This window comes from Dickeya sp. NCPPB 3274, from assembly GCF_000406205.1.
GTDB lineage: Bacteria > Pseudomonadota > Gammaproteobacteria > Enterobacterales > Enterobacteriaceae > Dickeya > Dickeya fangzhongdai.
The window spans coordinates 365615-386036 of record NZ_CM001979.1; the positions used below are offsets into that span (position 1 = coordinate 365615).

The 20422-nt window shown below is 58.9% G+C and carries 18 protein-coding genes; 10 read left to right on the top strand and 8 right to left on the bottom strand.

Features of this window, described 5'->3' with window-relative positions:
* Positions 1–62: 62 nt before the first annotated feature.
* The 3 genes from DXX3274_RS02345 to tolC all read right to left on the bottom strand — a co-directional run bounded on the left by DXX3274_RS02345 (position 63) and on the right by tolC (position 3610).
* Positions 63–1223 carry a glutathionylspermidine synthase family protein gene (locus tag DXX3274_RS02345; protein WP_042858361.1) on the bottom strand — a complete coding sequence of 387 codons (1161 nt, stop codon included), beginning with the start codon at positions 1221–1223 and terminating at the stop codon, positions 63–65.
* Positions 1224–1234: 11 nt separating this feature from the next.
* Positions 1235–2008, bottom strand: coding sequence for a DUF1190 family protein (locus DXX3274_RS02350; protein ID WP_042858362.1), 774 nt, complete (start codon positions 2006–2008; stop codon positions 1235–1237).
* Positions 2009–2197: 189 nt separating this feature from the next.
* Complete coding sequence (gene tolC / locus DXX3274_RS02355; RefSeq protein WP_042858363.1) at positions 2198–3610, bottom strand: outer membrane channel protein TolC; 1413 nt, start codon at positions 3608–3610, stop codon at positions 2198–2200.
* A 403-nt stretch (positions 3611–4013) separates the two neighbouring features.
* Here tolC and nudF point away from each other — a divergent pair, with 403 nt between their 5' ends.
* The 6 genes from nudF to DXX3274_RS02385 all read left to right on the top strand — a co-directional run bounded on the left by nudF (position 4014) and on the right by DXX3274_RS02385 (position 9696).
* Positions 4014–4667, top strand: coding sequence for an ADP-ribose diphosphatase (gene nudF, locus DXX3274_RS02360; RefSeq protein ID WP_042858366.1), 654 nt, complete (start codon positions 4014–4016; stop codon positions 4665–4667).
* Entirely contained in the window at positions 4664–5089 is a 426-nt protein-coding gene (locus DXX3274_RS02365; RefSeq protein WP_042858367.1) for a DUF1249 family protein, read from the top strand. Before nudF ends, DXX3274_RS02365 begins: the two co-directional genes overlap by 4 nt.
* Before the next feature lie 207 nt (positions 5090–5296).
* Positions 5297–6124 carry a 3',5'-cyclic-AMP phosphodiesterase gene (gene cpdA / locus DXX3274_RS02370; RefSeq protein ID WP_042858368.1) on the top strand — a complete coding sequence of 276 codons (828 nt, stop codon included), beginning with the start codon at positions 5297–5299 and terminating at the stop codon, positions 6122–6124.
* Positions 6124–6705: an esterase YqiA gene (gene yqiA, locus DXX3274_RS02375; protein WP_042858369.1), complete on the top strand. Its 582-nt coding sequence runs from the start codon at positions 6124–6126 to the stop codon at positions 6703–6705. The genes cpdA and yqiA overlap by 1 nt, the downstream gene beginning before the upstream one ends.
* 186 nt (positions 6706–6891) lie before the next feature.
* Entirely contained in the window at positions 6892–8787 is a 1896-nt protein-coding gene (gene parE, locus DXX3274_RS02380) for a DNA topoisomerase IV subunit B (protein WP_042858370.1), read from the top strand.
* A 12-nt stretch (positions 8788–8799) separates the two neighbouring features.
* On the top strand, positions 8800–9696 hold the full coding sequence (locus DXX3274_RS02385) for a LysR substrate-binding domain-containing protein (RefSeq protein WP_042858371.1): 897 nt from the start codon (positions 8800–8802) through the stop codon (positions 9694–9696).
* A 64-nt stretch (positions 9697–9760) separates the two neighbouring features.
* Here DXX3274_RS02385 and DXX3274_RS02390 read toward each other — a convergent pair whose 3' ends face one another.
* Positions 9761–10342, bottom strand: a complete 582-nt coding sequence (locus DXX3274_RS02390) for an NAD(P)H-dependent oxidoreductase (protein WP_042858372.1) — start codon at positions 10340–10342, stop codon at positions 9761–9763.
* A 276-nt stretch (positions 10343–10618) separates the two neighbouring features.
* Here DXX3274_RS02390 and parC point away from each other — a divergent pair, with 276 nt between their 5' ends.
* The 3 genes from parC to ftsP all read left to right on the top strand — a co-directional run bounded on the left by parC (position 10619) and on the right by ftsP (position 15401).
* Positions 10619–12925 (top strand): DNA topoisomerase IV subunit A, encoded by a 2307-nt coding sequence (gene parC, locus DXX3274_RS02395; protein ID WP_042858374.1) that lies wholly within the window; start codon positions 10619–10621, stop codon positions 12923–12925.
* Between the two features lie 241 nt (positions 12926–13166).
* Complete coding sequence (locus DXX3274_RS02400) at positions 13167–13904, top strand: 1-acylglycerol-3-phosphate O-acyltransferase (RefSeq protein WP_038663058.1); 738 nt, start codon at positions 13167–13169, stop codon at positions 13902–13904.
* Between the two features lie 87 nt (positions 13905–13991).
* Complete coding sequence (gene ftsP / locus DXX3274_RS02405; protein WP_042858375.1) at positions 13992–15401, top strand: cell division protein FtsP; 1410 nt, start codon at positions 13992–13994, stop codon at positions 15399–15401.
* A 56-nt stretch (positions 15402–15457) separates the two neighbouring features.
* On the opposite strand, the gene dkgA is transcribed toward ftsP, so the two are convergent.
* From dkgA to DXX3274_RS02420, 3 genes are all read right to left on the bottom strand, one after another.
* Entirely contained in the window at positions 15458–16303 is an 846-nt protein-coding gene (gene dkgA / locus DXX3274_RS02410) for a 2,5-didehydrogluconate reductase DkgA (RefSeq protein ID WP_042858376.1), read from the bottom strand.
* Positions 16304–16492: 189 nt separating this feature from the next.
* Positions 16493–17656, bottom strand: coding sequence for an alcohol dehydrogenase (gene yqhD / locus DXX3274_RS02415; RefSeq protein ID WP_042858378.1), 1164 nt, complete (start codon positions 17654–17656; stop codon positions 16493–16495).
* A gap of 21 nt (positions 17657–17677) precedes the next feature.
* Positions 17678–18418 (bottom strand): NADPH-dependent oxidoreductase, encoded by a 741-nt coding sequence (locus tag DXX3274_RS02420; protein WP_042858379.1) that lies wholly within the window; start codon positions 18416–18418, stop codon positions 17678–17680.
* A gap of 211 nt (positions 18419–18629) precedes the next feature.
* On the opposite strand from DXX3274_RS02420, the gene DXX3274_RS02425 reads away from it, so the two are divergent.
* Entirely contained in the window at positions 18630–19544 is a 915-nt protein-coding gene (locus tag DXX3274_RS02425; RefSeq protein ID WP_042858380.1) for an AraC family transcriptional regulator, read from the top strand.
* Positions 19545–19604: 60 nt separating this feature from the next.
* On the opposite strand, the gene DXX3274_RS02430 is transcribed toward DXX3274_RS02425, so the two are convergent.
* On the bottom strand, positions 19605–20264 hold the full coding sequence (locus DXX3274_RS02430; protein WP_042858381.1) for a DedA family protein: 660 nt from the start codon (positions 20262–20264) through the stop codon (positions 19605–19607).
* Positions 20265–20422: the final 158 nt, after the last annotated feature.

The window sequence follows — 20422 nt, forward strand, 5'->3', positions numbered from 1 at the left end:
TATGGCCGCTAAAAACACACATCGCCCGGAAGGACGATGTGTGTCATCAAGACGCGTTGGCGTTAATCCAGAATGATATGCGGATAGAAGCGAGATAAGTCCTGGGTAATCAATTCCCGGTCTTCCCGTAGTCCGATACCGCAAGGGGTATCGCCCACCAGCCAGCTGCCGATCAGCGTGTAGCTGTCATTGAATCTGGGCAATGGGTGGAATTGCTGCACGATGGAGCCTTCTCCACCGTAGGGGCCGTCCACGGCGGCGACCTGCTTGCCCTGCTGGTAAATTTGTATGTTGGCGCCTTCGCGGGAAAACAGCGGTTTGACCACGTAGTCGCTCATTGCCGGCGGGTTGTCTTCGGTGAAATAGGCCGGCAGCAGGTTGGGGTGGTTGGGGAACATCTGCCACAGCATTGGCAAGAGCGCCTTGTTGGACACTACGCTTTTCCAGCCCGGCTCCAGCCAACGCACACCAGCGTCCGCCAATTTGGTGGAGAAGGTCTCGCGCAGCATGAATTCCCACGGGTAGAGCTTGAACAGGTTGCCGATGGTGTGGTCCTGTAGATCGGTAAATTGCCCGCGGTCTCCCAGCCCGATTTCATCAATGTACAGGAACTGGCTAGGAACGCCGGCTTCCTGCGCGCAATCCTGCAGGTATTGTACCGTACCGCGATCTTCCTCGGTGTCCCGGCAGCAGGTGAAATGCATATTGCCGAAACCGTGATGGGTACGCAGATATTCAAAGCGTTCGATCAGCTTTTCCTGCAGGCTGTTGTACTGATCCGCGTGCTGCGGCAGGAGACCGGCATTGACCTGATCTTCCAGCCAGATCCACTGAAAAAATGCCGACTCGTACAACGACGTTGGGGTATCGGCGTTGTTTTCCAGCAACCTGGCCGGGCTCTTGCCGTCATAAGCCAAATCCAGCCGCGCATAAAGCGCCGGCTGGCGCGACAGCCACGAACTGCGCACGAAGTCCCAGGTGTGGCGGGGAATGCGGAATTTGGTCAGCAGCGCTTCGCTGTTGACCACCTTATCGACCACCTGCAGGCACATCTGGTTCAGCTCGGCGGTCGCCTCTTCCAGCTCTTCAATTTGCGCCAGCGTAAACTGATAGTAGGCGTCTTCACACCAGTAGGGTTCGCCATACATGGTGTGAAACTGAAAACCATACTCGGCCGCTTTTTCCTGCCAGTTCGGGCGTTCGTGAATCGCAATACGTTTCATAGCCGGTGACCTTAACCGCCGAAGGAGCGGCGAATCGGGGCCGCACCGCTGGTTTGACGGGTGCTGCCGCCGCTGGCGGATGTGCTGCCCGTCGTGCTTGTCGCGGAGCGAGCGTTGTCCTGATTGCCGGCCATGTTGGCTGCGGGCGCGCTGTTGAGTTTGTTAACGGAATCGCCAAAGCCGCCGCGGGTGGTGGTGATGCCGGACGGCGTGACGCTGGAGGTCGGTTTGGGGGCCATCGCGTCTTTAGGAACGGTAATGGGGCGCCCGGTGGCGGAACCATAGCTTTTGCCGCTGGCGTCTACATAGCTGCCGTTAGCCGGGCTATTGGGGGTACGCGGGCTGAACACCGGTTGCTGCGAAAAATTGTTGCCGCCCATCAGTTTGCCCATCATGAAACCGGCCATCAACGGCATCCAGAAACTGCCGCTCTGCTGCGGCGCGGCGCTGGCCGTAGTGTTGGTCGCCGACGTAGTGCCGGTTGTCGAGCTTTGCGTACACTGACTTTCGCCGAAGGCCGCCACGCACTCTTCACGAGTGGCGTATTTGGGCGCGGTTCTTTCCGCTTCTTTCACGGCGTTGTTATAGGTGGTGGTGCACTGGTCCTTCATGGACGGATTGGCGCGGGAACAGTCGTCCGCGTTTTGGTAAAGCGATACGGTTTCGTCGGTTTTCTCGCAACCGGAGAGAACAAACACGGCGCCGACAGCCAGCGCGATCGGTGCGATACGGTAACCCCAGCGCTTGCGAAAACGCGCGTGGTTGATGTTTGACGTTCTTTTCATTGTTAATCCCAGAACAAAGTTGATACCAGAGCAAAAGGGCATCGTGCCCATCATTTACATGTATTAAAGCGGGTTTAAGAATAGGAGAAGGGTGAACAGATTGTAAAGCGCCGGTGTACAAGACATAACCTGTCTGAATGCGGCGGACGAAAAGCGCAGGGGAGCCCGTCCGGGTTCCCCTGCGAAGCATCAGGGCTTGGCCTTGGCGGCGGTTTTTGCTGCCGCTGGCGTAGTTGTCGGCGCCGGCGCATCGTCGCCGATGGCGGCGGACGTAGATACCGGTTTACCCAGCATGGCGTTCAGGGTGCGCAGGTCCTCTTCGTTCAACGTACCGAGCGCCTGCTTGAGGTTCAGCTGGTTGATCAGGTAGTCATAACGGGCGCCGGACAACTGCTGCTTGGCGTTGTACAGCGTGGTGGTGGCGTCCAGCACATCGACGATGGTACGGGTGCCCACCTGATAACCGGCTTCCATTGCGTCCAACGAGCTCTGCGCCGATATCACCGCCTGTTTGTAAGCGTTAACGCTGCTGATGGAGGCAGAGATGTTGTTATGCGCGGAGCGCAGCGTCTGAATGACCGAGCGGTGCGCGCTTTCCATGCTTTCGCTGGATGCCACAAAGCTGTGTTGCGCCTGTTTCACTCTGGATGAGGTGCCGCCGCCGCTGTAGATCGGCAGGGAGAAGCTCAGCCCGACCTGATTCTGGCCCACATAGGTGTTGTTGAAATTGTCGCCTACCGCGCGGGAACCGGAGTAATCGGTATTGGTGACGCCGGTGGAGGCGGTCAGATTCAGCGTCGGCAGATGGCCGCTTTCCGCGGAACGAATCTGCTCGCGCGCCAGATCCTGACTCAGGCGAGCCGACAACAAGCTGAGGTTACGGTTTTCCGCTTCTTTCAGCAGGCCATTCACCGCATCGGGTTTCTGCGGGCTGAAGCGATCGATATTCAGTCCCGCCAGTTGCGGGTAGAACTGACCGGTCACCTGGCGCAGGGTTTCCATCGCGTTGTCCAGATTGTTGCGCGCGGTCACTTCGCTCGCCAGCACGCTGTCATACTGGGCGCGGGCGTTCTGCACGTCGGTGATGGCGACCAGGCCGACGTTGAAACGTTGGGTGGTCTGGTCCAGTTCGCGGTAAATCGACTGTTTCTGGGCGCTGACGTAAGACAACGAATCAATAGCGCGCAGCACGCTGAAATAAGCGGTCGCGGTATTGAGCAGCAGCGTCTGCTGGGATGTCTGGTAGCTGACGTCCTGAATGCCGGCCTGTTTTTCCTGCAGCGTCAAAGCGCGCCACAGCGACATATTGAAGATTGACTGGGTCAACTGCAGCGAGGCGCTGGTCGCATTACTGTTAATGTCTTTGCGGTCGCGGTACCCGCTGTTGTAGGTGTAATCCGCGCCCAAACCCAGCTGCGGCAGCAGGGACGAACGGGCTTCATTAATTTTCTCAAAGGCAGCGTCTCGGTTGGCGGCAGCGCTGCGTAAATCCGGATTAGTCGTTTTGGCCTGCTGGTAAACCTGTAACAAGTCTTCGGCCTGACTTACGGCGCTAAAGCCGCCCAGACCCAGGCTGATGAGAAGTGGGAGCAGTTTCTTCATTTGCATTCCTTGTTGTGCAGCAAAGTTTCTTGGTTGCGCCATCTGGAGACGATATACCTGTCGATTCTATCAGAATCGACCAATCGAATTAGGTGGCTGAATGTGCCATCTTTTCCTTGCGGTTATCCCAAAAGCCTATTTTACTTAGCGGCTTGTGGCTGGGCACAATGCCCGGCAGCCTGCCAGAGGCCGCCCCGGCAGAATCGCCGTTTCCGGGTGTCGCAAAGGCATTGCGTTAATACCGGGAACGCCTCATTCTTGCTGGTAGACTTTCCGCACCTGATTATCCGTATCGGGCTGGCACGATTGCATGATGAATATTGCACAAAACGGTGAACACCTGTCCACGTTTTCGCCACACAAAAGTGGCTCGTCTGCCGTGTTGTTCACAGGAGTTGAGTTTATGGCGTCCTCAGATACGCATCCCGGTACTTTTACTAAACACGGTACTTTTACCAAAGATGATGTAGAAATTATTGCACGCGAAACGCTCTACAAGGGTTTTTTTTCGCTGCAACGCTATCGCTTTCGCCACCGCTTGTTCAACGGCGGCATGAGCGGCGAAGTCAGCCGGGAAATTCTGGAGCGCGGCCATGCGGTGGTGTTGTTGCCCTATGACCCGGTGCGCGATGAAGTGGTGTTGATCGAACAGATTCGCATCGCCGCCTACGACACCAGCACGTCGCCGTGGTTGTTCGAACTGGTGGCCGGTATGATCGAGCCGGGCGAAAGCCTGGAAGAGGTTGCCCGCCGCGAAGCGCAGGAAGAAGCGGGGCTGGTGGTGAAGCGTTGTCGTCCGGCGCTCAGTTATCTGGCTAGTCCCGGCGGCACCAGCGAACGGCTGGCTATCTGGGTCGGCGAGGTGGACGCCGCCGCCGCCAGCGGCATTCACGGGCTGGCCGAGGAAAACGAGGACATTCGCGTGCATGTAGTCAGCCGCGAACAAAGCTATCAATGGGTGGAACAGGGGATTATTGACAACGCCGCCTCTGTCATTGCCTTGCAATGGTTGGCATTGCACCATGAGACATTAAAAAAAGACTGGGTGGACGGATGATGAAGCGCTATGTCCCGGATTTCCCGGAAATGATGCGGCTCAGCGAAATCAACTTCGCGCAGCTACGCCGCCTGCTTCCCCGTAATGAAGAGGTGGGCGCGGCGGTGGTTTATCAGGTCCATAACGCCAGCTACCGTTTAACGATTCTGGAGTCTACGCGGTATACCGCGCTGGTGGAGATCCAGCAGATTGCGCCGTCGGTCAGTTACTGGAGCCTGCCGACGCTGGTGGTGCGGCTGTATTACGATGCGATGGTTGCGGAAGTGTGTTCCAGTCAGCAGATCTTCCGCTTTAAGGCACGTTATGATTATCCGAACAAGAAGTTACATCAACGTGACGAAAAGCATCAGATTAATCAGTTTCTTGCCGATTGGCTAAGATATTGCCTGGCGTGTGGTTCAATGTCGGTTCCTGTTTGTTAGATATACCCGTCGTACTTCAGGTTGCAGGTGCGTTGGCCGCGTTACCCGGCTCGTTTCCGGGGCTCGCCCCTTGGGGGCCGCTGCCAGCAGCGTTCAAATCGGCGACGTCGATTTGTCATTCACCCCGGTTGTCGCCTGGCTGCAACCCGAATTATTGAGGGTATAGATCGATTTGTTAGGCAAATTGCAAAGACCCAAGGACACTATTTGGAAAGCCTGTTGACACTTCCTGTGGCGCGTGGGGCCAGAATCAGGATTTTACAAATAACAGATACCCACCTTTTTGCCGGCGAGCGGGGAACGCTGCTCGGCGTTGATACTTACCGCAGTTATCAGGCGGTGCTGGACGCCATCGCCGCCCAGCAATCCGATTTCGATCTGATCACCGCCACAGGGGATTTGGCGCAGGACCATACGCAGGAAGCCTACACGCGTTTCGCCGATGGTATCCGTCGCTTCAATGCGCCTTGTGTCTGGTTGCCCGGCAACCACGACTTTCAGCCCGCGATGGTGGATGTGCTGGCCCGGTCGGGGATAGCGCCTTCCAAACACGTGTTGCTGGGTGAACACTGGCAGGTGATTCTGCTGGACAGCCAGGTGTTCGGCGTGCCGCACGGCGAGCTGAGCGAGTACCAGTTGGAGTGGCTGGAGCGCAGCCTGCAAAGCCAGCCGGAACGCCATACGCTGCTGATGCTGCACCATCATCCGTTGCCGTCAGGCTGCACCTGGTTGGATCAGCACAGCCTGCGCAATGCCCACAGTCTGGACGCGCTGCTGGCCCGTTTCCCGCGCGTGCGCACCGTGCTGTGCGGCCATATTCATCAGGAATTGGATCTGGACTGGAACGGCCGCCGCCTGCTGGCGACGCCCTCGACCTGCGTGCAATTCAAGCCGCACTGCACCAGCTTCACCATTGATAATGTCGCGCCCGGCTGGCGCTATCTGGAATTGTTGCCGGATGGCGGGGTTGAAACCCGGGTGTGCCGCCTTGAAGGGAATGAATTTCTGCCAGATATGGATTCGGACGGTTACTGATGCCCACCCTGCTTTATCTTCACGGTTTCAACAGCTCGCCTCTGTCGGCGAAAGCCACGGCGTTGCAGCAGTGGCTGGCGCTGCATCATCCCCACATTGATATGCTGGTGCCGCAGCTGCCGCCCTACCCGGCGGACGCGGCGGAGCTGGTGGAGCAACTGGTTATGGAGCGCGCCGGGCGGCCGCTCGGTCTGGTCGGGTCGTCGATGGGCGGCTATTACGCCACCTGGCTGTCGCAGCGTTTTCGCCTGCCGGCGGTGGTGGTCAACCCCGCGGTGCGGCCTTATGAGCTGCTGCTTGATTTCCTGGGGGATCAGCAGAACCCCTACACCGGCGAGCAATATGTGTTAGAGTCACGGCACATTTACGATCTCAAGGTGATGCAGGTCGAGCCGCTGGAATCTCCGGATTTGCTGTGGTGTCTGCTGCAAACCGGGGATGAGGTGCTGGACTATCGTCAGGCGGTGGCTTATTACACCGCGTGCCGTCAGACGGTGGAGTCCGGAGGTAATCATGCGTTTGTGGGTTTTGAACATTACTTTGCGCCGATTATCGATTTCCTCGGACTGACGGCGGACTGACTCATCCCGGCGCGGCCGCGGTGAGCGGTCGGCGCCCATCATCACCCGTATCCCGTCATGTCAGGCTGGTTAACGCGCTTTTACGGCGTTTTCACCCTGATAATCGACGCTTGGCGTTGTGCCTGCGCCACGTATAATCGCGGGATACCGTCTGACTTTCAAACAACGACAACATTCATTCTAACCATGACGCAATCAAGTTATAACGCTGATGCGATTGAAGTCCTCAGCGGGCTGGAGCCGGTGCGCCGCCGTCCGGGGATGTACACCGATACCACCCGTCCCAACCATTTGGGACAAGAGGTCATTGATAACAGCGTCGATGAGGCGCTGGCCGGTCACGCCCGTCGCATCGACGTGATTCTGCACCCCGATCAGTCGCTGGAAGTGATTGACGACGGGCGCGGGATGCCGGTGGATATCCACCCGGAAGAGGGCGTCCCCGCCGTCGAGCTGATCCTGTGCCGGCTGCACGCCGGGGGCAAGTTCTCCAACAAAAACTACCAGTTTTCCGGCGGCCTGCACGGGGTGGGGATTTCCGTGGTCAACGCGCTCTCCACCCGAGTGGAGGTAACGGTGCGCCGCGACGGTCAGGTCTACGACATCGCTTTTGAAAACGGCGACAAAGTACAGGATCTGACGGTGACCGGCACCTGTGGGCGCCGCAACACCGGCACCCGGGTGCATTTCTGGCCGGATGCGTCATTCTTCGACAGCCCGCGCTTTTCCGTGTTGTCCCTGACGCATCTGCTGAAAGCTAAAGCGGTGCTGTGTCCGGGGGTGGAAATCGTCTTCAAAGACGGCGTAAACGACACCGAACAGCGCTGGTGCTATCAGGGCGGTCTTAGCGATTACCTGTGCGAAGCGGTCAACGGCCTGCCGACGCTGCCGGAAAAGCCGTTTGTCGGCGCCATTCCCGGCGACACCGAAGCGGTGGAATGGGCGCTGCTGTGGCTGCCGGAAGGCGGCGAGCTGCTGACCGAAAGCTACGTCAACCTGATCCCGACCTTACAGGGCGGTACCCACGTCAACGGGCTGCGGCAAGGGTTGCTGGACGCGATGCGCGAATTCTGCGAATTCCGCAATATACTGCCGCGCGGCGTCAAGCTTAGCGCCGACGACATCTGGGAGCGCTGCGCCTATGTGCTGTCGCTGAAGATGCAGGATCCGCAGTTCGCCGGCCAGACCAAAGAGCGACTGTCGTCGCGCCAGTCGGCGGCGTTTGTCTCCGGCGTGGTGAAAGACGCGTTCAGCCTGTGGCTGAACCAGAACGTGCAGGCGGCGGAGCAACTGGCGGAGATGGCGATTTCCAGCGCCCAGCGTCGTATGCGCGCCGCCAAGAAAGTGGTGCGCAAGAAACTGACCAGCGGCCCGGCGTTGCCCGGCAAACTGGCCGACTGTACCTCGCAGGATTTGAGCAAGACCGAACTGTTCCTGGTGGAAGGGGACTCGGCGGGCGGCTCCGCCAAGCAGGCGCGCGACCGCGAGTACCAGGCGATCATGCCGCTCAAGGGCAAGATCCTCAATACCTGGGAAGTGTCGTCCGACGAAGTGCTGGCGTCGCAGGAAGTGCATGATATTTCGGTGGCGATCGGCATCGATCCGGACAGCGACGATCTGAGCCAGCTGCGTTACGGCAAGGTCTGTATTCTGGCGGATGCGGATTCGGACGGGCTGCACATCGCCACGCTGCTGTGTGCGTTGTTCGTGCGCCATTTTCGCGCGCTGGTGCAGGGTGGTCATGTGCATGTCGCCATGCCGCCGCTGTACCGTATCGACCTCGGCAAAGAGGTTTATTACGCGCTGGATGAAGAAGAGAAAGCCGGCATTCTGGAACAGCTCAAACGCAAGAAAGGCAAGCCCAATGTTCAACGCTTCAAAGGGCTGGGGGAAATGAACCCGATGCAGTTGCGCGAAACCACGCTGGATCCCAATACCCGCCGTCTGGTGCAGCTTACTATTAATGAGCAGGACATCGAACAGACGCTGGCGACCATGGACATGCTGCTGGCGAAAAAACGCGCCGAAGACCGCCGCAACTGGCTGCAGGAGAAGGGCGACAAGGCTGAGCTTGACGTCTGACGCCCGGGTACGATGAAAGTCACGCTGGAAGAGATGCAGGCATTCGTGGTGGTGGTGGACAGCGGGTCCGTCACCGCCGCGGCCGCGCAACTGGGGCAGACCACGTCCGGGATCAGCCGGGCGCTGGGCCGCCTGGAAAGTAAGCTCGGCATGACGCTGCTGCATCGCACCACCCGCCGTCTGGCGTTGTCGGAAGAAGGGCAGATATTCCTGCAACATGCGCGGGAGGTGTTGCAGACGGTGGAACTGGCGGAAGAGCAAATTGCGCTGCGTCGCAGGAAGCCCAGCGGGCGGTTGCGTATCAACGCCGCCGCGTCATTCATGCAGCATTTGATCGTGCCGCTGATTCCGGAGTTTCGCCGTCGTTATCCCTGTATTTCACTGGAACTGAATACCGATGACGTGATTATCGATTTGCTGGCACAGCATACCGATGTCGCGATTCGAATCGGCGAGCTGCGTGATTCCAGCATCCATGCCCGGCTGCTGGGCTCCACCCGGCTGCGGATTCTGGCAAGTCCCGCTTACCTGAACCGTCACGGTACGCCGCTCAACGTGGAAGCATTGAGCGGCCACACCTTGTTGGGGTTTACCCAGTCGGAGTCGCTCAATCTCTGGCCGTTACGCAGCGCTTTTGGCGATTACTACCCGATCGTGCCGACGATTGCGGCGTCCAACGGTGAAATGTTGCGTCAACTGGCGCTGCGGGGAGAGGGCATTGTCAGGCTGTCGGATTTTATGACCCAGGACGATGTGGCGGCAGGTCGACTGGTGCAGGTGCTAGCGGAAGAAACGTTAGACAGACGTTTGCCGGTGAATGCGGTGTACTACCGCAATACGGAACTGGCCAGTCGGATTGTCAGTTTTCTGGATTTCCTCAGCGAAAAAGTGGCGCAGAACCCGCTCTAGTCGTGAAGCGGATACTGCGCCGAGGGTAAATCGGCGAGGATAGATTAAGGCGACGTGGCCGGAATCAGGCGAAAACCTGATCAAGGTGCGCGCGGTAGCGGGCGATGTCCTGTTCCACGTCCGGCTGTTTGATGACGTCGTTGCAGATGAACGTAGGCAGCGACGACAGGCCGATGAACTGATTGGCCTTGTGGAACGGCAGGTACACGCCATCCACGCCGACGCCGTGGAAGAACTGATCGGGGTCGGTAAAGGCTTCCAGCGGCGCGTTCCAGGTCAGCGACAGCAGGTAGTGTTTGCCCTGCAGCAGTCCGCCGGAACCGTATTTCTTGCTGGCGTCCGCGCGGGTGCGGCCGTCGCTGGCATACAGGGCGCCATGTCCGGCGGTGAACACTTCGTCGATGTATTTTTTCAGGATCCAGGGCGCGCCCATCCACCAGCCCGGCATCTGGTAAACGACGGCATCGGCCCACAGGAAATTCTGTACTTCCTGCTCGATGTCGTAACCGTCATCGACGGTGGTGATGCGGACGTGGCGACCTTTGTCGCGCAGGAAAGAGGCGGCGACATCCGTCAGGGTTCGGTTGAGTTCGCCTTTGGAATGACCGAAGGATTTTCCGGCGTTGATGATGAGTACGTTATGCATGGCTGATGACCTCGGGTGGCATAAATAGGCATGTGCTGTAGGCCAGTCTATCCGTCGGATTAGCGAAGAAAAATGTGCCGTGGCGCACAACACTGTTGCCGAATCGTCAATAATCGTCGGTTTTGAGCCGGGGCAAGACGTCGCGGCGGCGGGATGCAGTGAAGAGAGACACAACTTGCGGTACTATCCGGGCAGCTTCTGCCACCGCGTGGCTCATCGCGTAAAATAAGCGAGTTTTTTTGAACATGGCAAAACGCCACGGTTTAAGGATTATCAATGAGTGACATGACTCATGACGGCGCAGAGCGTCTTGCGCTGCACACGTTTACCGAGAACGCCTATCTCAACTATTCCATGTACGTCATCATGGACCGGGCGTTACCTTTTATTGGCGACGGCCTCAAGCCGGTTCAGCGTCGTATCGTATACGCGATGTCTGAACTGGGGCTGAGCGCCAGCGCCAAATTCAAGAAATCCGCCCGTACGGTGGGCGACGTGCTGGGTAAATACCACCCGCACGGCGACAGCGCCTGTTACGAGGCGATGGTGCTGATGGCGCAACCCTTCTCCTACCGTTACCCGCTGGTGGACGGTCAGGGCAACTGGGGGGCGCCGGATGATCCCAAATCGTTCGCCGCCATGCGTTATACCGAATCCCGTTTGTCGAAGTATGCCGAAGTGCTGCTTGGCGAATTGGGGCAAGGGACGGTGGATTACGTGCCGAACTTTGACGGCACGCTGCAGGAGCCGAAGATGCTGCCTGCCCGCCTGCCCAACATCCTGCTCAACGGCACCACCGGTATCGCGGTCGGCATGGCCACCGATATTCCGCCGCACAACGTGCGTGAAGTGGCGGCGGCGGTGGTGGCGCTGATCGACGAGCCGGATACCTCGATGGACGTGTTGCTGCGCCACGTGCAGGGGCCGGATTTCCCCACCGAGGCGGAAATCATTACCCCGCGCGACGAAATCCGCAAAATGTACGAAAGCGGCCGTGGCTCAGTGCGCATGCGGGCGATCTGGAAAAAAGAAACGATAAAAGATGACGACAATAAGAAGAAGGTAGAAGTTGTCATTACCGCACTGCCGCATCAGGTTTCCGGCGCCAAAGTGCTGGAGCAAATTGCCAGCCAGATGCGGTCGAAAAAACTGCCGATGATCGATGATCTGCGTGATGAATCCGATCACGAGAACCCGACCCGTCTGGTATTGCAAATGCCCTATTCCAGTCGTGTTGATGCCGATCAGGTGATGAACCACCTGTTCGCCACCACCGATCTGGAAAAAAGCTACCGCATCAACATGAATATGATCGGTCTGGATGGTCGCCCCGGCGTGAAAGGGCTGCGGGAAATCCTGACCGAGTGGCTGGCGTTCCGCCGCGACACCGTGCGCCGCCGCCTCAACTTCCGGCTGGATAAGGTGCTCAAGCGCCTGCATATTCTGGAAGGTTTGCTGATTGCGTTCCTGAATATCGATGAAGTCATTCATATCATCCGCAACGAAGACGAACCGAAGCCGGTGCTGATGGCGAAGTTCGGCCTGAGCGACACCCAGGCCGAAGCTATCCTGGAACTGAAACTGCGTCATTTGGCCAAGCTGGAAGAGATGAAGATCCGCGGCGAGCAGGACGATTTGGCGAAAGAACGCGATCAGATCCAGGCGCTGCTGGCGTCAGAACGCAAAATGAACACCCTGCTGAAGAAAGAGATTCAGGAAGACGCCAAAGCTTACGGCGATGAGCGCCGTTCGCCGCTGTATGAGCGCGGCGAAGCCAAAGCGATGAGCGAGCATGACCTGTCGCCGTCCGAACCGGTGACCATCGTGCTGTCGGAAATGGGTTGGGTGCGTAGCGCCAAGGGGCACGATATCGACCCGTCCGGCCTGAGCTATAAGGCCGGCGACGCTTACCGTGGCGCCGCCCGCGGCAAGAGCAACCAGCCGGTGGTGTTCATGGACTCCACCGGGCGCAGCTATGCGCTGGACCCGCTCACGCTGCCGTCGGCGCGCGGTCAGGGCGAGCCGCTGACCGGTAAGTTGACGCTGCCGCCGGGCGCTACCATCGAGCAGGTGCTGATGGCGGCGGACAACCAGCGGTTGCTGCTGGCTTCCGACGCCGGTTACGGCTTTATCTGTACCTTTGCCGATCTGGTAGCCCGCAACCGGGTGGGTAAAACGGTGCTGACCCTGCCGGACAATGCGCGCGTGCTGGCGCCGCTGGAGCTTCAACGCGACGATGATTTGCTGCTGACCGTGACCGCGGCCGGCCGCATGTTGCTGTTCCCGGTGTCCGACCTGCCGGAGTTGTCCAAAGGCAAGGGCAACAAGATCGTTTTGATCCCGGCGGCGCAACTGGCCAGCGGCGACGATCGGATCTTGTGGCTGATGGCGATCGCGCCGCAATCCACCATCACGCTGCATGCCGGCAAACGCAAGTACTCGCTGCGTCCGGAAGAACTGCAGAAGTATCAGGCCAGCCGGGGCTGCAAAGGCACGCAACTGCCGCGCGGTTTGCAGCGAGTGGATCGCATCGAGGTTGACGCGCCTGCCGGTATCGCAAGCGTCGGCAGCAGCGAAGAATAGTCCTTCCTGTGGAGGCTGGCGGCCCGTCGCTGCGTGCGGCGGGCCGTAAACGGGGCGTCTTGTTTTTTCGATAGGCGCCGATGCCGGGGTGGCATTTCCCGTCGAGATTCCCTTTTCGTCTTTCCCTGTACGTCCGATAGCCGCTTTGGGGTGGACAAGGCGATCTGCTGCGGCAAGGTTCGCCGTGTGTTTTATCGCGGAGCCGCTATACTAGCGGCGGCTGTTGGCTAATGAGGTTGCTATGTTATTCATTCTCCGGTTTTTGGTGGTGATCGTCTGTTCTGTGGTGATCTGTCTGGCAGGGTTGGTTTACTGCCTGTTTACCCCGAAAGATCCCCGTCATGTTTCCCGGTTTGGTCGCCTGTTCGGGCGTTTGTCGGTGGTGTTTGGCCTCAAGGTGGAAATCCGTTATCCGCAGGCGGCCCACTTTGACGGCAATTGTATCTATATCGCCAATCATCAGAACAACTATGACATGGTGACGGCGGCAAACGTGGTGATGCCGGGCACCGTGACGGTGGGCAAGAAGAGTCTGGTGTGGATCCCGTTTTTCGGCCCGTTGTACTGGCTCTCCGGCAATCTGTTGATTGACCGGGATAACCGCGCCAAAGCGCACGGCACTATCTCGCAGGTAGTGAAGCATATTAAAGAGCGCAACATTTCGGTGTGGATGTTTCCGGAAGGCACCCGCAGCCGTGGGCGCGGCCTGCTGCCGTTCAAAACCGGCGCGTTCCATGCCGCGATTGCCGCCGGCGTGCCGGTGGTGCCGATCTGCGTGTCCACCACCCATAAAAAAGTGAAGCTGAACCGCTGGAACAACGGCCATGTGATCGTCGAGGTGTTGCCGCCGGTCGACTGCAGCGCTTACGGTAAAGAACAGGTCCGCGAACTGGCTGCTTATTGCCATGACCTGATGGCGGCGAAAATCGCACAACTGGACGCCGAAGTCGCACAACGCGAAGCGGCGGAAAAACGCTAAGTCAGCGCGAGGATGCGCGGCGTGACCTTGCGGGCGGAATGTCGGCCCGGGATGGAGTAAAGGATTGAATAGGTTTTCGGAGTCATTATGTCATTGAGTCGGCGTCAGTTTCTTCAGGCTTCGGGCATTGCGCTGTGCGCGGGTGCAATGCCGCTGACGGTCAGAGCCGATGGCGGGCAAAACCCGCTGCCCGTTCCCCCTTTGTTGGAGTCCCGCCGCGGGCAGCCGGTCTTTCTGACCATGCAACAGGCGCAGTGGTCCTTCTCCGGCGAGCGAAAAAACCCGGTATGGGGGTTTAACGGCCGTTATCTCGGCCCGACGGTGCGGGTGTTCAGCAATGATGACGTCAAGCTGATTTACAGCAACCGCCTTAATGAACCGGTGTCGATGACCGTCAGCGGCCTGCAGGTACCGGGTTCGCTGATGGGCGGCGCCGGCCGCATGATTCAGCCGAATATGGATTGGTCGCCGGTGTTGCCGGTTCGTCAGGCGGCGGCCACCTGCTGGTATCACGCCAATACGCCCAACCGCATGGCGCCGCACGTCTATAACGGGCTGGCAGGTCTGTGGCTGGTGGAAGACAACCTCAGCAAGTCGTTGCCTATCCCGAATCATTACGGCGTAGATGATTTCCCGCTGATTATTCAGGACAAACGGCTGGATAACTTTGGCGCGCCGCTGTACAACCCGCCCGGCAGCGGCGGTTTTATGGGGGATACGTTGCTGGTGAACGGCGCGCGGAACCCGTATGTGGACGTCTCCCGCGGCTGGGTACGCCTGCGCCTGCTCAACGCTTCCAACGCCCGCCGCTATGTGATGCGCATGAGCGACGGCCGGCCGCTACACCTGATCGCCAACGATCAGGGTTTTCTGCCTGCGCCGATGGCGTTGAATCAGGTTTCGCTGGCGCCCGGCGAGCGTCGCGAAGTGCTGGTGGATATGTCCCAGGGTAATGAGGTGACGCTGACCGCCGGCGCGTCGGCCAGCATCATGCAGCGGCTGCGCGGATTGTTCGAACCCTCCAATATTTTGGTGTCATCGGCGATTCTGACCCTGCGGCCCACCGGCCTGCTGCCGCTGGTGACCAACACCCTGCCGATGCGCCTGCTGGCCGACAATATCATTGACGGCGCGGTCAGCCGGACGCGTGAATTCCGCCTCGGCGACAGCCTGCCGGGCATCAACGGCGCCATGTGGGACATGAATCGTGTGGATGTGCAAACCCAGGTCGGGCGCTATGAGCGCTGGATTGTGCATGCCGATCAGCCGCAACCGTTCCACGTTCAGGGCGCGGCGTTTCTGGTGCGCAGCGTGAACGGCGGCCTGACGCCGCCGGAGGACAGCGGCTGGAAAGACACGGTATGGGTAGAAAATGATGTGGAGCTGCTGGTGTATTTCGGCCAGTTCTCCACGCCGCAGTTCCCGTTCCTGTATTACAGCCATACGCTGGAAATGGCCGATCGCGGCTCCACCGCTCAACTGGTAGTACAGCCCTGATGGGCGTCGCCCGCGCGTCAGGCGCGGGCGCTATGTTAGCCTTGGCGAGGTCGAGGTTAGTCTTTGCGCGGCGCATCGGTGCGCGGTTGATCCGGGTCCGGCCCCAGCCGCTTGCCGCAGTCGAGCGTAGTCACCTCGCTTAACTCTTCTTTCTCCAGCCTGAAGTCAAACACCTCGAAGTTTTCCCGAATACGCGCCGGGGTAACGGATTTGGGGATCACCACCAGACCGTTGTCCAGATGCCAGCGGATGACGATTTGCGCCGGCGTCTTGCCGTATTTTTTCGCCAGCGCGTGAATCACCGGATGGTCGAATACGCCTTCTCCGCCCTGCGCCAGCGGGCTCCAGGATTCGGTCTGGATGTGGTGGGTGGTGTTCCAGGTGTGCAACATGCGCTGCTGGAACAGCGGGTGCAGCTCGATCTGATTGATAACCGGCATCACGCCGGTTTCTTCTTTCAGGCGCTGCAGGTGGTGCGTATTGAAATTGCAGACGCCGACGCTTTTCGCCAGCCCCTGTTCCTTGAGATTGAGCAATCCGCGCCAGGCTTCGACGTAGGTGTTCTGCTCCGGCAACGGCCAGTGGATCAGATACAGGTCGACGTATTCCAGTTGCAGTTTGCGCAGACTTTCCTCCAGCGCCTGACGCGGATGCGCCTGATCGCTGTTCCACAGTTTGGTGGTGATGAAAATATCGCTGCGCGGGATATCGGTTTCCTGTAATGCTTTGCCGACACCCGCTTCGTTCTTGTAAATGGCGGCGGTATCGATGGCGCGATAACCGATGTTCAGGGCTTCGGTAACGGCAGCGGCAGCCTGTTCGTTGCTGGCCTGCCAGACGCCAAGCCCTAGCTGGGGCATGATATTGCCGTCAGCCAGTTTAACCAGAGGTTGCATCGTCATGTCATTCTCCTTGTTATGCGCTTTCAACGCCCGGCGATTGAGAGAGCCAGACGGTATGGCGGCGATGTGGCGATGAGACAAAGACGCCGCCCGAACGGCGGCGTCTGAATGCCGGTTTTCACATCAGGCGGTGCCTGCGCACCAGCGGCGGCATGCCCTTAAGTGTAGTCGAAAGTCAGTCGGCCGCGGTTAGCGGGCGGCTTCGTACACGCGGCGGCTGATGTCCAGCGTGATGTCGTGGTGCTCGCCCAGCGCGGTCATGCCGTGCTCTTCCAGTTTCGCCACCATCGTCGGAATGGAACTGCCGTCCAGCTGGTAGTCGGACAGGCGGGTCGGTACGCCCATCTGTTCGAAGAAGGCGCGGGTGGCGGCGATCGCCGCATCAATGCGCTGATCTTCGGTGCCGTCGCGCAGGTTCCAGACGCGTTCTGCGTATTGCAGCAGTTTTTCACGTTTCTGGACACGGCGATCATTGAGCATCGCCGGCAGCACGATAGCCAGCGTCTGGGCGTGGTCCAGCCCATGCATGGCGGTGATTTCATGGCCCAGCATGTGGGTCGACCAGTCTTGCGGCACGCCGGCGCCGATCAGGCCGTTGAGCGCCATGGTGGCGCTCCACATCACGTTGGCGCGCACGTCGTAGTTCTGTTGCTCTTTCAGCGCGCGCGGACCTTCTTCGATCAGCGTCAGCAGCAGGCCTTCGGCGAAGCGATCCTGTACTTTGGCGTTAGCCGGGTAGGTCAGGTACTGTTCGACGGTATGGACGAAGGCATCCACCACGCCGTTGGCGATCTGACGCTCAGGCAAGGTGTAGGTGACTACCGGGTCAAGCACGGCGAAGCGCGGGCATACCAGCGGATTCATGAACGCCTGCTTGTCGCCGCTGCTCTTACGGGTGATGACCGCGCCGCTGTTGGATTCGGAGCCTGTCGCCGGCAGGGTCAGCACCACGCCCAACGGGACAGCGGTTTCGACCTGTGCGCCCCAGGTTTGCAGGATGTGCCACGGATCTTCCGCCGCGGTGTAGTGTGCCGCCGCGGCGATGAACTTGGTGCCATCCGCCACTGAACCGCCGCCCACGGCCAGCAGGAAGTCGATTTTTTCCTTGCGGACAATCTCAACCGCCTTCATCAGCGTTTCGTAGGTCGGGTTCGGTTCAATACCGGAGAACTCCAGTACGTTATGGCCTTTCAGCGCGTTGATCACCTGGTCGAACACGCCGTTTTTCTTGATGCTGCCGCCGCCGTAAGTGATCAGGATACGGGCGTCCGCCGGGATCTGAGCCGCCAGATTGGCGATTTGCCCTTCGCCGAACAGGATTTTGGTCGGGGTATGGAGAGTAAAATTCTGCATGGTTATAAATCCCTTGTAAGGTTACTGGTCCAGTTTGAAGCCTTGCTGTAACAGCGCAGGCAGGACATGGGGGTAATAGACGTATTGATAGTAGCCGGCGGTATTGCTGCCCCAGGCTTCGCCATCGCTGCGTCCTGTTTGCTTCCAGTGGTTAATCAGGGTGTCGTTATATTGTTCGATCGCCGCCGCCAGAGGTTCGGTGCGGTAAACCTCATCGTGGCTGAACGTATTCAGCGGCAGGCGCGGTTTCTGGTGCGCCGGTTGGTCTACATAGCCTAGCACCAATCCAACGACCGGGAATGTCAGCGGCGGCAGTTCCAGCAGGTCGATCATACCCTGTGGATTACGGCGCACGCCGCCGATTGGCACGATGCCGAGTCCGAAGGAATGAGCGGCGGCGATCAGGGAGCCTAACGCGATGCCGACATCGGTGGAGCCGGAAACGATGCTTTCGACGCTCTCGTTGGCGTGCTGTTCTTTGCCGCTCATGGCAATGCCGGCTGCGGTTTTGTGCATGTCCAGAACCAGTGTCAGGAAGACCGGAGCCTGCGCGATCCAGGGCTGTCCTCCCGCCAGTTCGGCGATGCGGGCGCGCCGGGCCGGGTCACGGGTTACTACGATGGAAACCTGCTGCGAATTCACCGACGTAGGCGCCAGATGCGCGGCCTCGATAATGGTGGATAGCACTTCTTCCGGAATCGGTTTGTCCAGATAGCTGCGTTCGCTGCGATGATGAGTGAGTAACTCAATGGTTTGATTCATGGGGATTCCTTGTCATGCATGGCCGAGCCATTAAGTGATGGCTGGTGGAACGGCGTGCATGAATGTGGATTTTATTCTCGGCTTCTCCCGGTGTTCCGGCAATGCTCATTTCTCGCTATGTATTGCCTGTTTCTGCAAAGCTTAGGAGAAAAGGGTGATTCTATCGCCCATATATGTCACTTTATTTCCGTTGCCAGTAAGAGATAAATATATGCAAAACCCTAGCCCACGCCAGCGTTTGGTCAATCTGGCGATGCTGCACACCGCCGGCAATGGCGTCAGTCAGACCCCGATTCCGCAGGTCAAGGTGATTTACATCGATCGCCACGGCATGCGGGCGCCGGTGCTGTACGACCCTTGCATTGTGATCATTTTTCAGGGGCACAAGGTGGGATATCTGGGAGACAAGGTCTTCCAGTATGACCCGGACAACTACCTGCTGATGACGGTGCCGCTGCCGTTCGAGTGTGAAAGTTTCGCCAGCCCGGAAAACCCGCTGGTCGGTATTTCCATTCGGGTGGATATCCCGATTCTGCAAGATCTGTTGATCGAGATGGGGGATGACGGCTGCGGCGAGAAACGGCGTGCCGATAGCGCCGGCATCAACAGTGTGCCGCTTGACGAAGCCATCCTGTGCGCGACGGAGCGGTTGCTGGAGGCGATGGCGAACGCCCGCGACGCCAGGGTGCTGGGGCCGTGGATTGTGCGTGAAATTCTCTACCATGTACTGTGCGGACCCTGCGGTGATTCGCTACAGGCGCTGATGAACCGCTACAGTCATTTCAGCCAGATTGCCCGCGCGCTGCGCTATATCGAAAACCATTACGCAGACAACCTAAGCGTAGAGCGGCTGGCAATGGAAGTGAACATGAGCGTGTCGGCGTTTCACCATAACTTCAAGGCGGTGACCAACACCTCGCCCGTGCAGTACCTGAAGTCCTACCGGCTGCACAAGGCGCGTCTGCTGATGGTGCATGACGGGCTGAAAGCCAATGCGGCGTCCATGCGGGTGGGGTACGAAAGTTCTTCGCAGTTCAGCCGGGAATTCAAGCGCTTCTTTGGCGTTACGCCAGGCGATGAAGTCGCCAGACTGCGTTCGGGGTCAGGGGTGGTGGAGAGCAGTTGAGTCGCGTATGAACCGCATATCGATTATCCGGCGGCCGCATGTTTGCTCCGCCGGTATTTCTCAGGCCATCGCCCGTTTTTTACGCCACAACACCAGCAGCATCCCTACCAGCCCGCTGAACAACAACACCAGCGGCAGAATGCACAGCGCGGTCATGACCTGATCTTCATACCGTTTGACCAGCGGAATCTGGCTGAGAGCGTAGCCCAGCGTGACGATACCGGTGACCCACAGAAAACCGCTCAGCCAGTTGAAAATCTGAAAGCGGGTGCTACTCAGTCCAGACACCCCGGCAATGGTCGGCAGCAGGGTGCGTACAAACGCCAGAAAACGGCCCACCAGCAGTGCGGCCAGCCCATGCTGGTGGAACAGGCTGTGGGTGCGTTGGTGATAGTGAGCCGGCAACTGATGCAACCATTTCTTTACCAGCCGGGTATCGCCCAGCCAGCGCCCCTGCAGGTAGCTCAGCCAGCAACCGAGGCTGGCGGCCACGGTCAACAGCAGCATAGTGGGAATAAAGCTCATCACGCCTTTGGCGATCATGGCGCCGGTCAGCAACAACAGGCTGTCGCCCGGCAGAAAGGAAGCAGGCAGCAAACCGTTTTCCAGAAACAGAGTGGTGAAAAGCACGCCATAAATGACCCATACCACGCGCGGATCGGCCAGCGCGCTGAAGTCTTGTTGCCACAGCGCTTGAATAATTTCATGAACAACACTCATATCGCATCCTGTCTGGTTTGCTATAACCCCTGAAGCCGCGTAAATACGCCGCACTAAGAGCCTATCCCAATAGGGCTATTTTACTTGCCATTTTGGACCTGGGCAGTGCTCGAACTCCTCACGTACTACGTGTACGCTCCGGGTTCTGCGCGCTGTCC

Coding starts and splice junctions, on each gene's coding strand:
- DXX3274_RS02390 (WP_042858372.1), bottom strand. CDS start 10,342: ATGCATAACGTACTCATCATCAACGCCGGAAAATCCTTCGGTCATTCC.
- dkgA (WP_042858376.1), bottom strand. CDS start 16,303: ATGACGATGCAACCTCTGGTTAAACTGGCTGACGGCAATATCATGCCC.
- ftsP (WP_042858375.1), top strand. CDS start 13,992: ATGTCATTGAGTCGGCGTCAGTTTCTTCAGGCTTCGGGCATTGCGCTG.
- yqhD (WP_042858378.1), bottom strand. CDS start 17,656: ATGCAGAATTTTACTCTCCATACCCCGACCAAAATCCTGTTCGGCGAA.
- DXX3274_RS02425 (WP_042858380.1), top strand. CDS start 18,630: ATGCAAAACCCTAGCCCACGCCAGCGTTTGGTCAATCTGGCGATGCTG.
- parE (WP_042858370.1), top strand. CDS start 6,892: ATGACGCAATCAAGTTATAACGCTGATGCGATTGAAGTCCTCAGCGGG.
- DXX3274_RS02420 (WP_042858379.1), bottom strand. CDS start 18,418: ATGAATCAAACCATTGAGTTACTCACTCATCATCGCAGCGAACGCAGC.
- parC (WP_042858374.1), top strand. CDS start 10,619: ATGAGTGACATGACTCATGACGGCGCAGAGCGTCTTGCGCTGCACACG.
- DXX3274_RS02365 (WP_042858367.1), top strand. CDS start 4,664: ATGATGAAGCGCTATGTCCCGGATTTCCCGGAAATGATGCGGCTCAGC.
- DXX3274_RS02385 (WP_042858371.1), top strand. CDS start 8,800: ATGAAAGTCACGCTGGAAGAGATGCAGGCATTCGTGGTGGTGGTGGAC.
- DXX3274_RS02350 (WP_042858362.1), bottom strand. CDS start 2,008: ATGAAAAGAACGTCAAACATCAACCACGCGCGTTTTCGCAAGCGCTGG.
- DXX3274_RS02345 (WP_042858361.1), bottom strand. CDS start 1,223: ATGAAACGTATTGCGATTCACGAACGCCCGAACTGGCAGGAAAAAGCG.
- DXX3274_RS02400 (WP_038663058.1), top strand. CDS start 13,167: ATGTTATTCATTCTCCGGTTTTTGGTGGTGATCGTCTGTTCTGTGGTG.
- yqiA (WP_042858369.1), top strand. CDS start 6,124: ATGCCCACCCTGCTTTATCTTCACGGTTTCAACAGCTCGCCTCTGTCG.
- nudF (WP_042858366.1), top strand. CDS start 4,014: ATGGCGTCCTCAGATACGCATCCCGGTACTTTTACTAAACACGGTACT.
- DXX3274_RS02430 (WP_042858381.1), bottom strand. CDS start 20,264: ATGAGTGTTGTTCATGAAATTATTCAAGCGCTGTGGCAACAAGACTTC.
- tolC (WP_042858363.1), bottom strand. CDS start 3,610: ATGAAGAAACTGCTCCCACTTCTCATCAGCCTGGGTCTGGGCGGCTTT.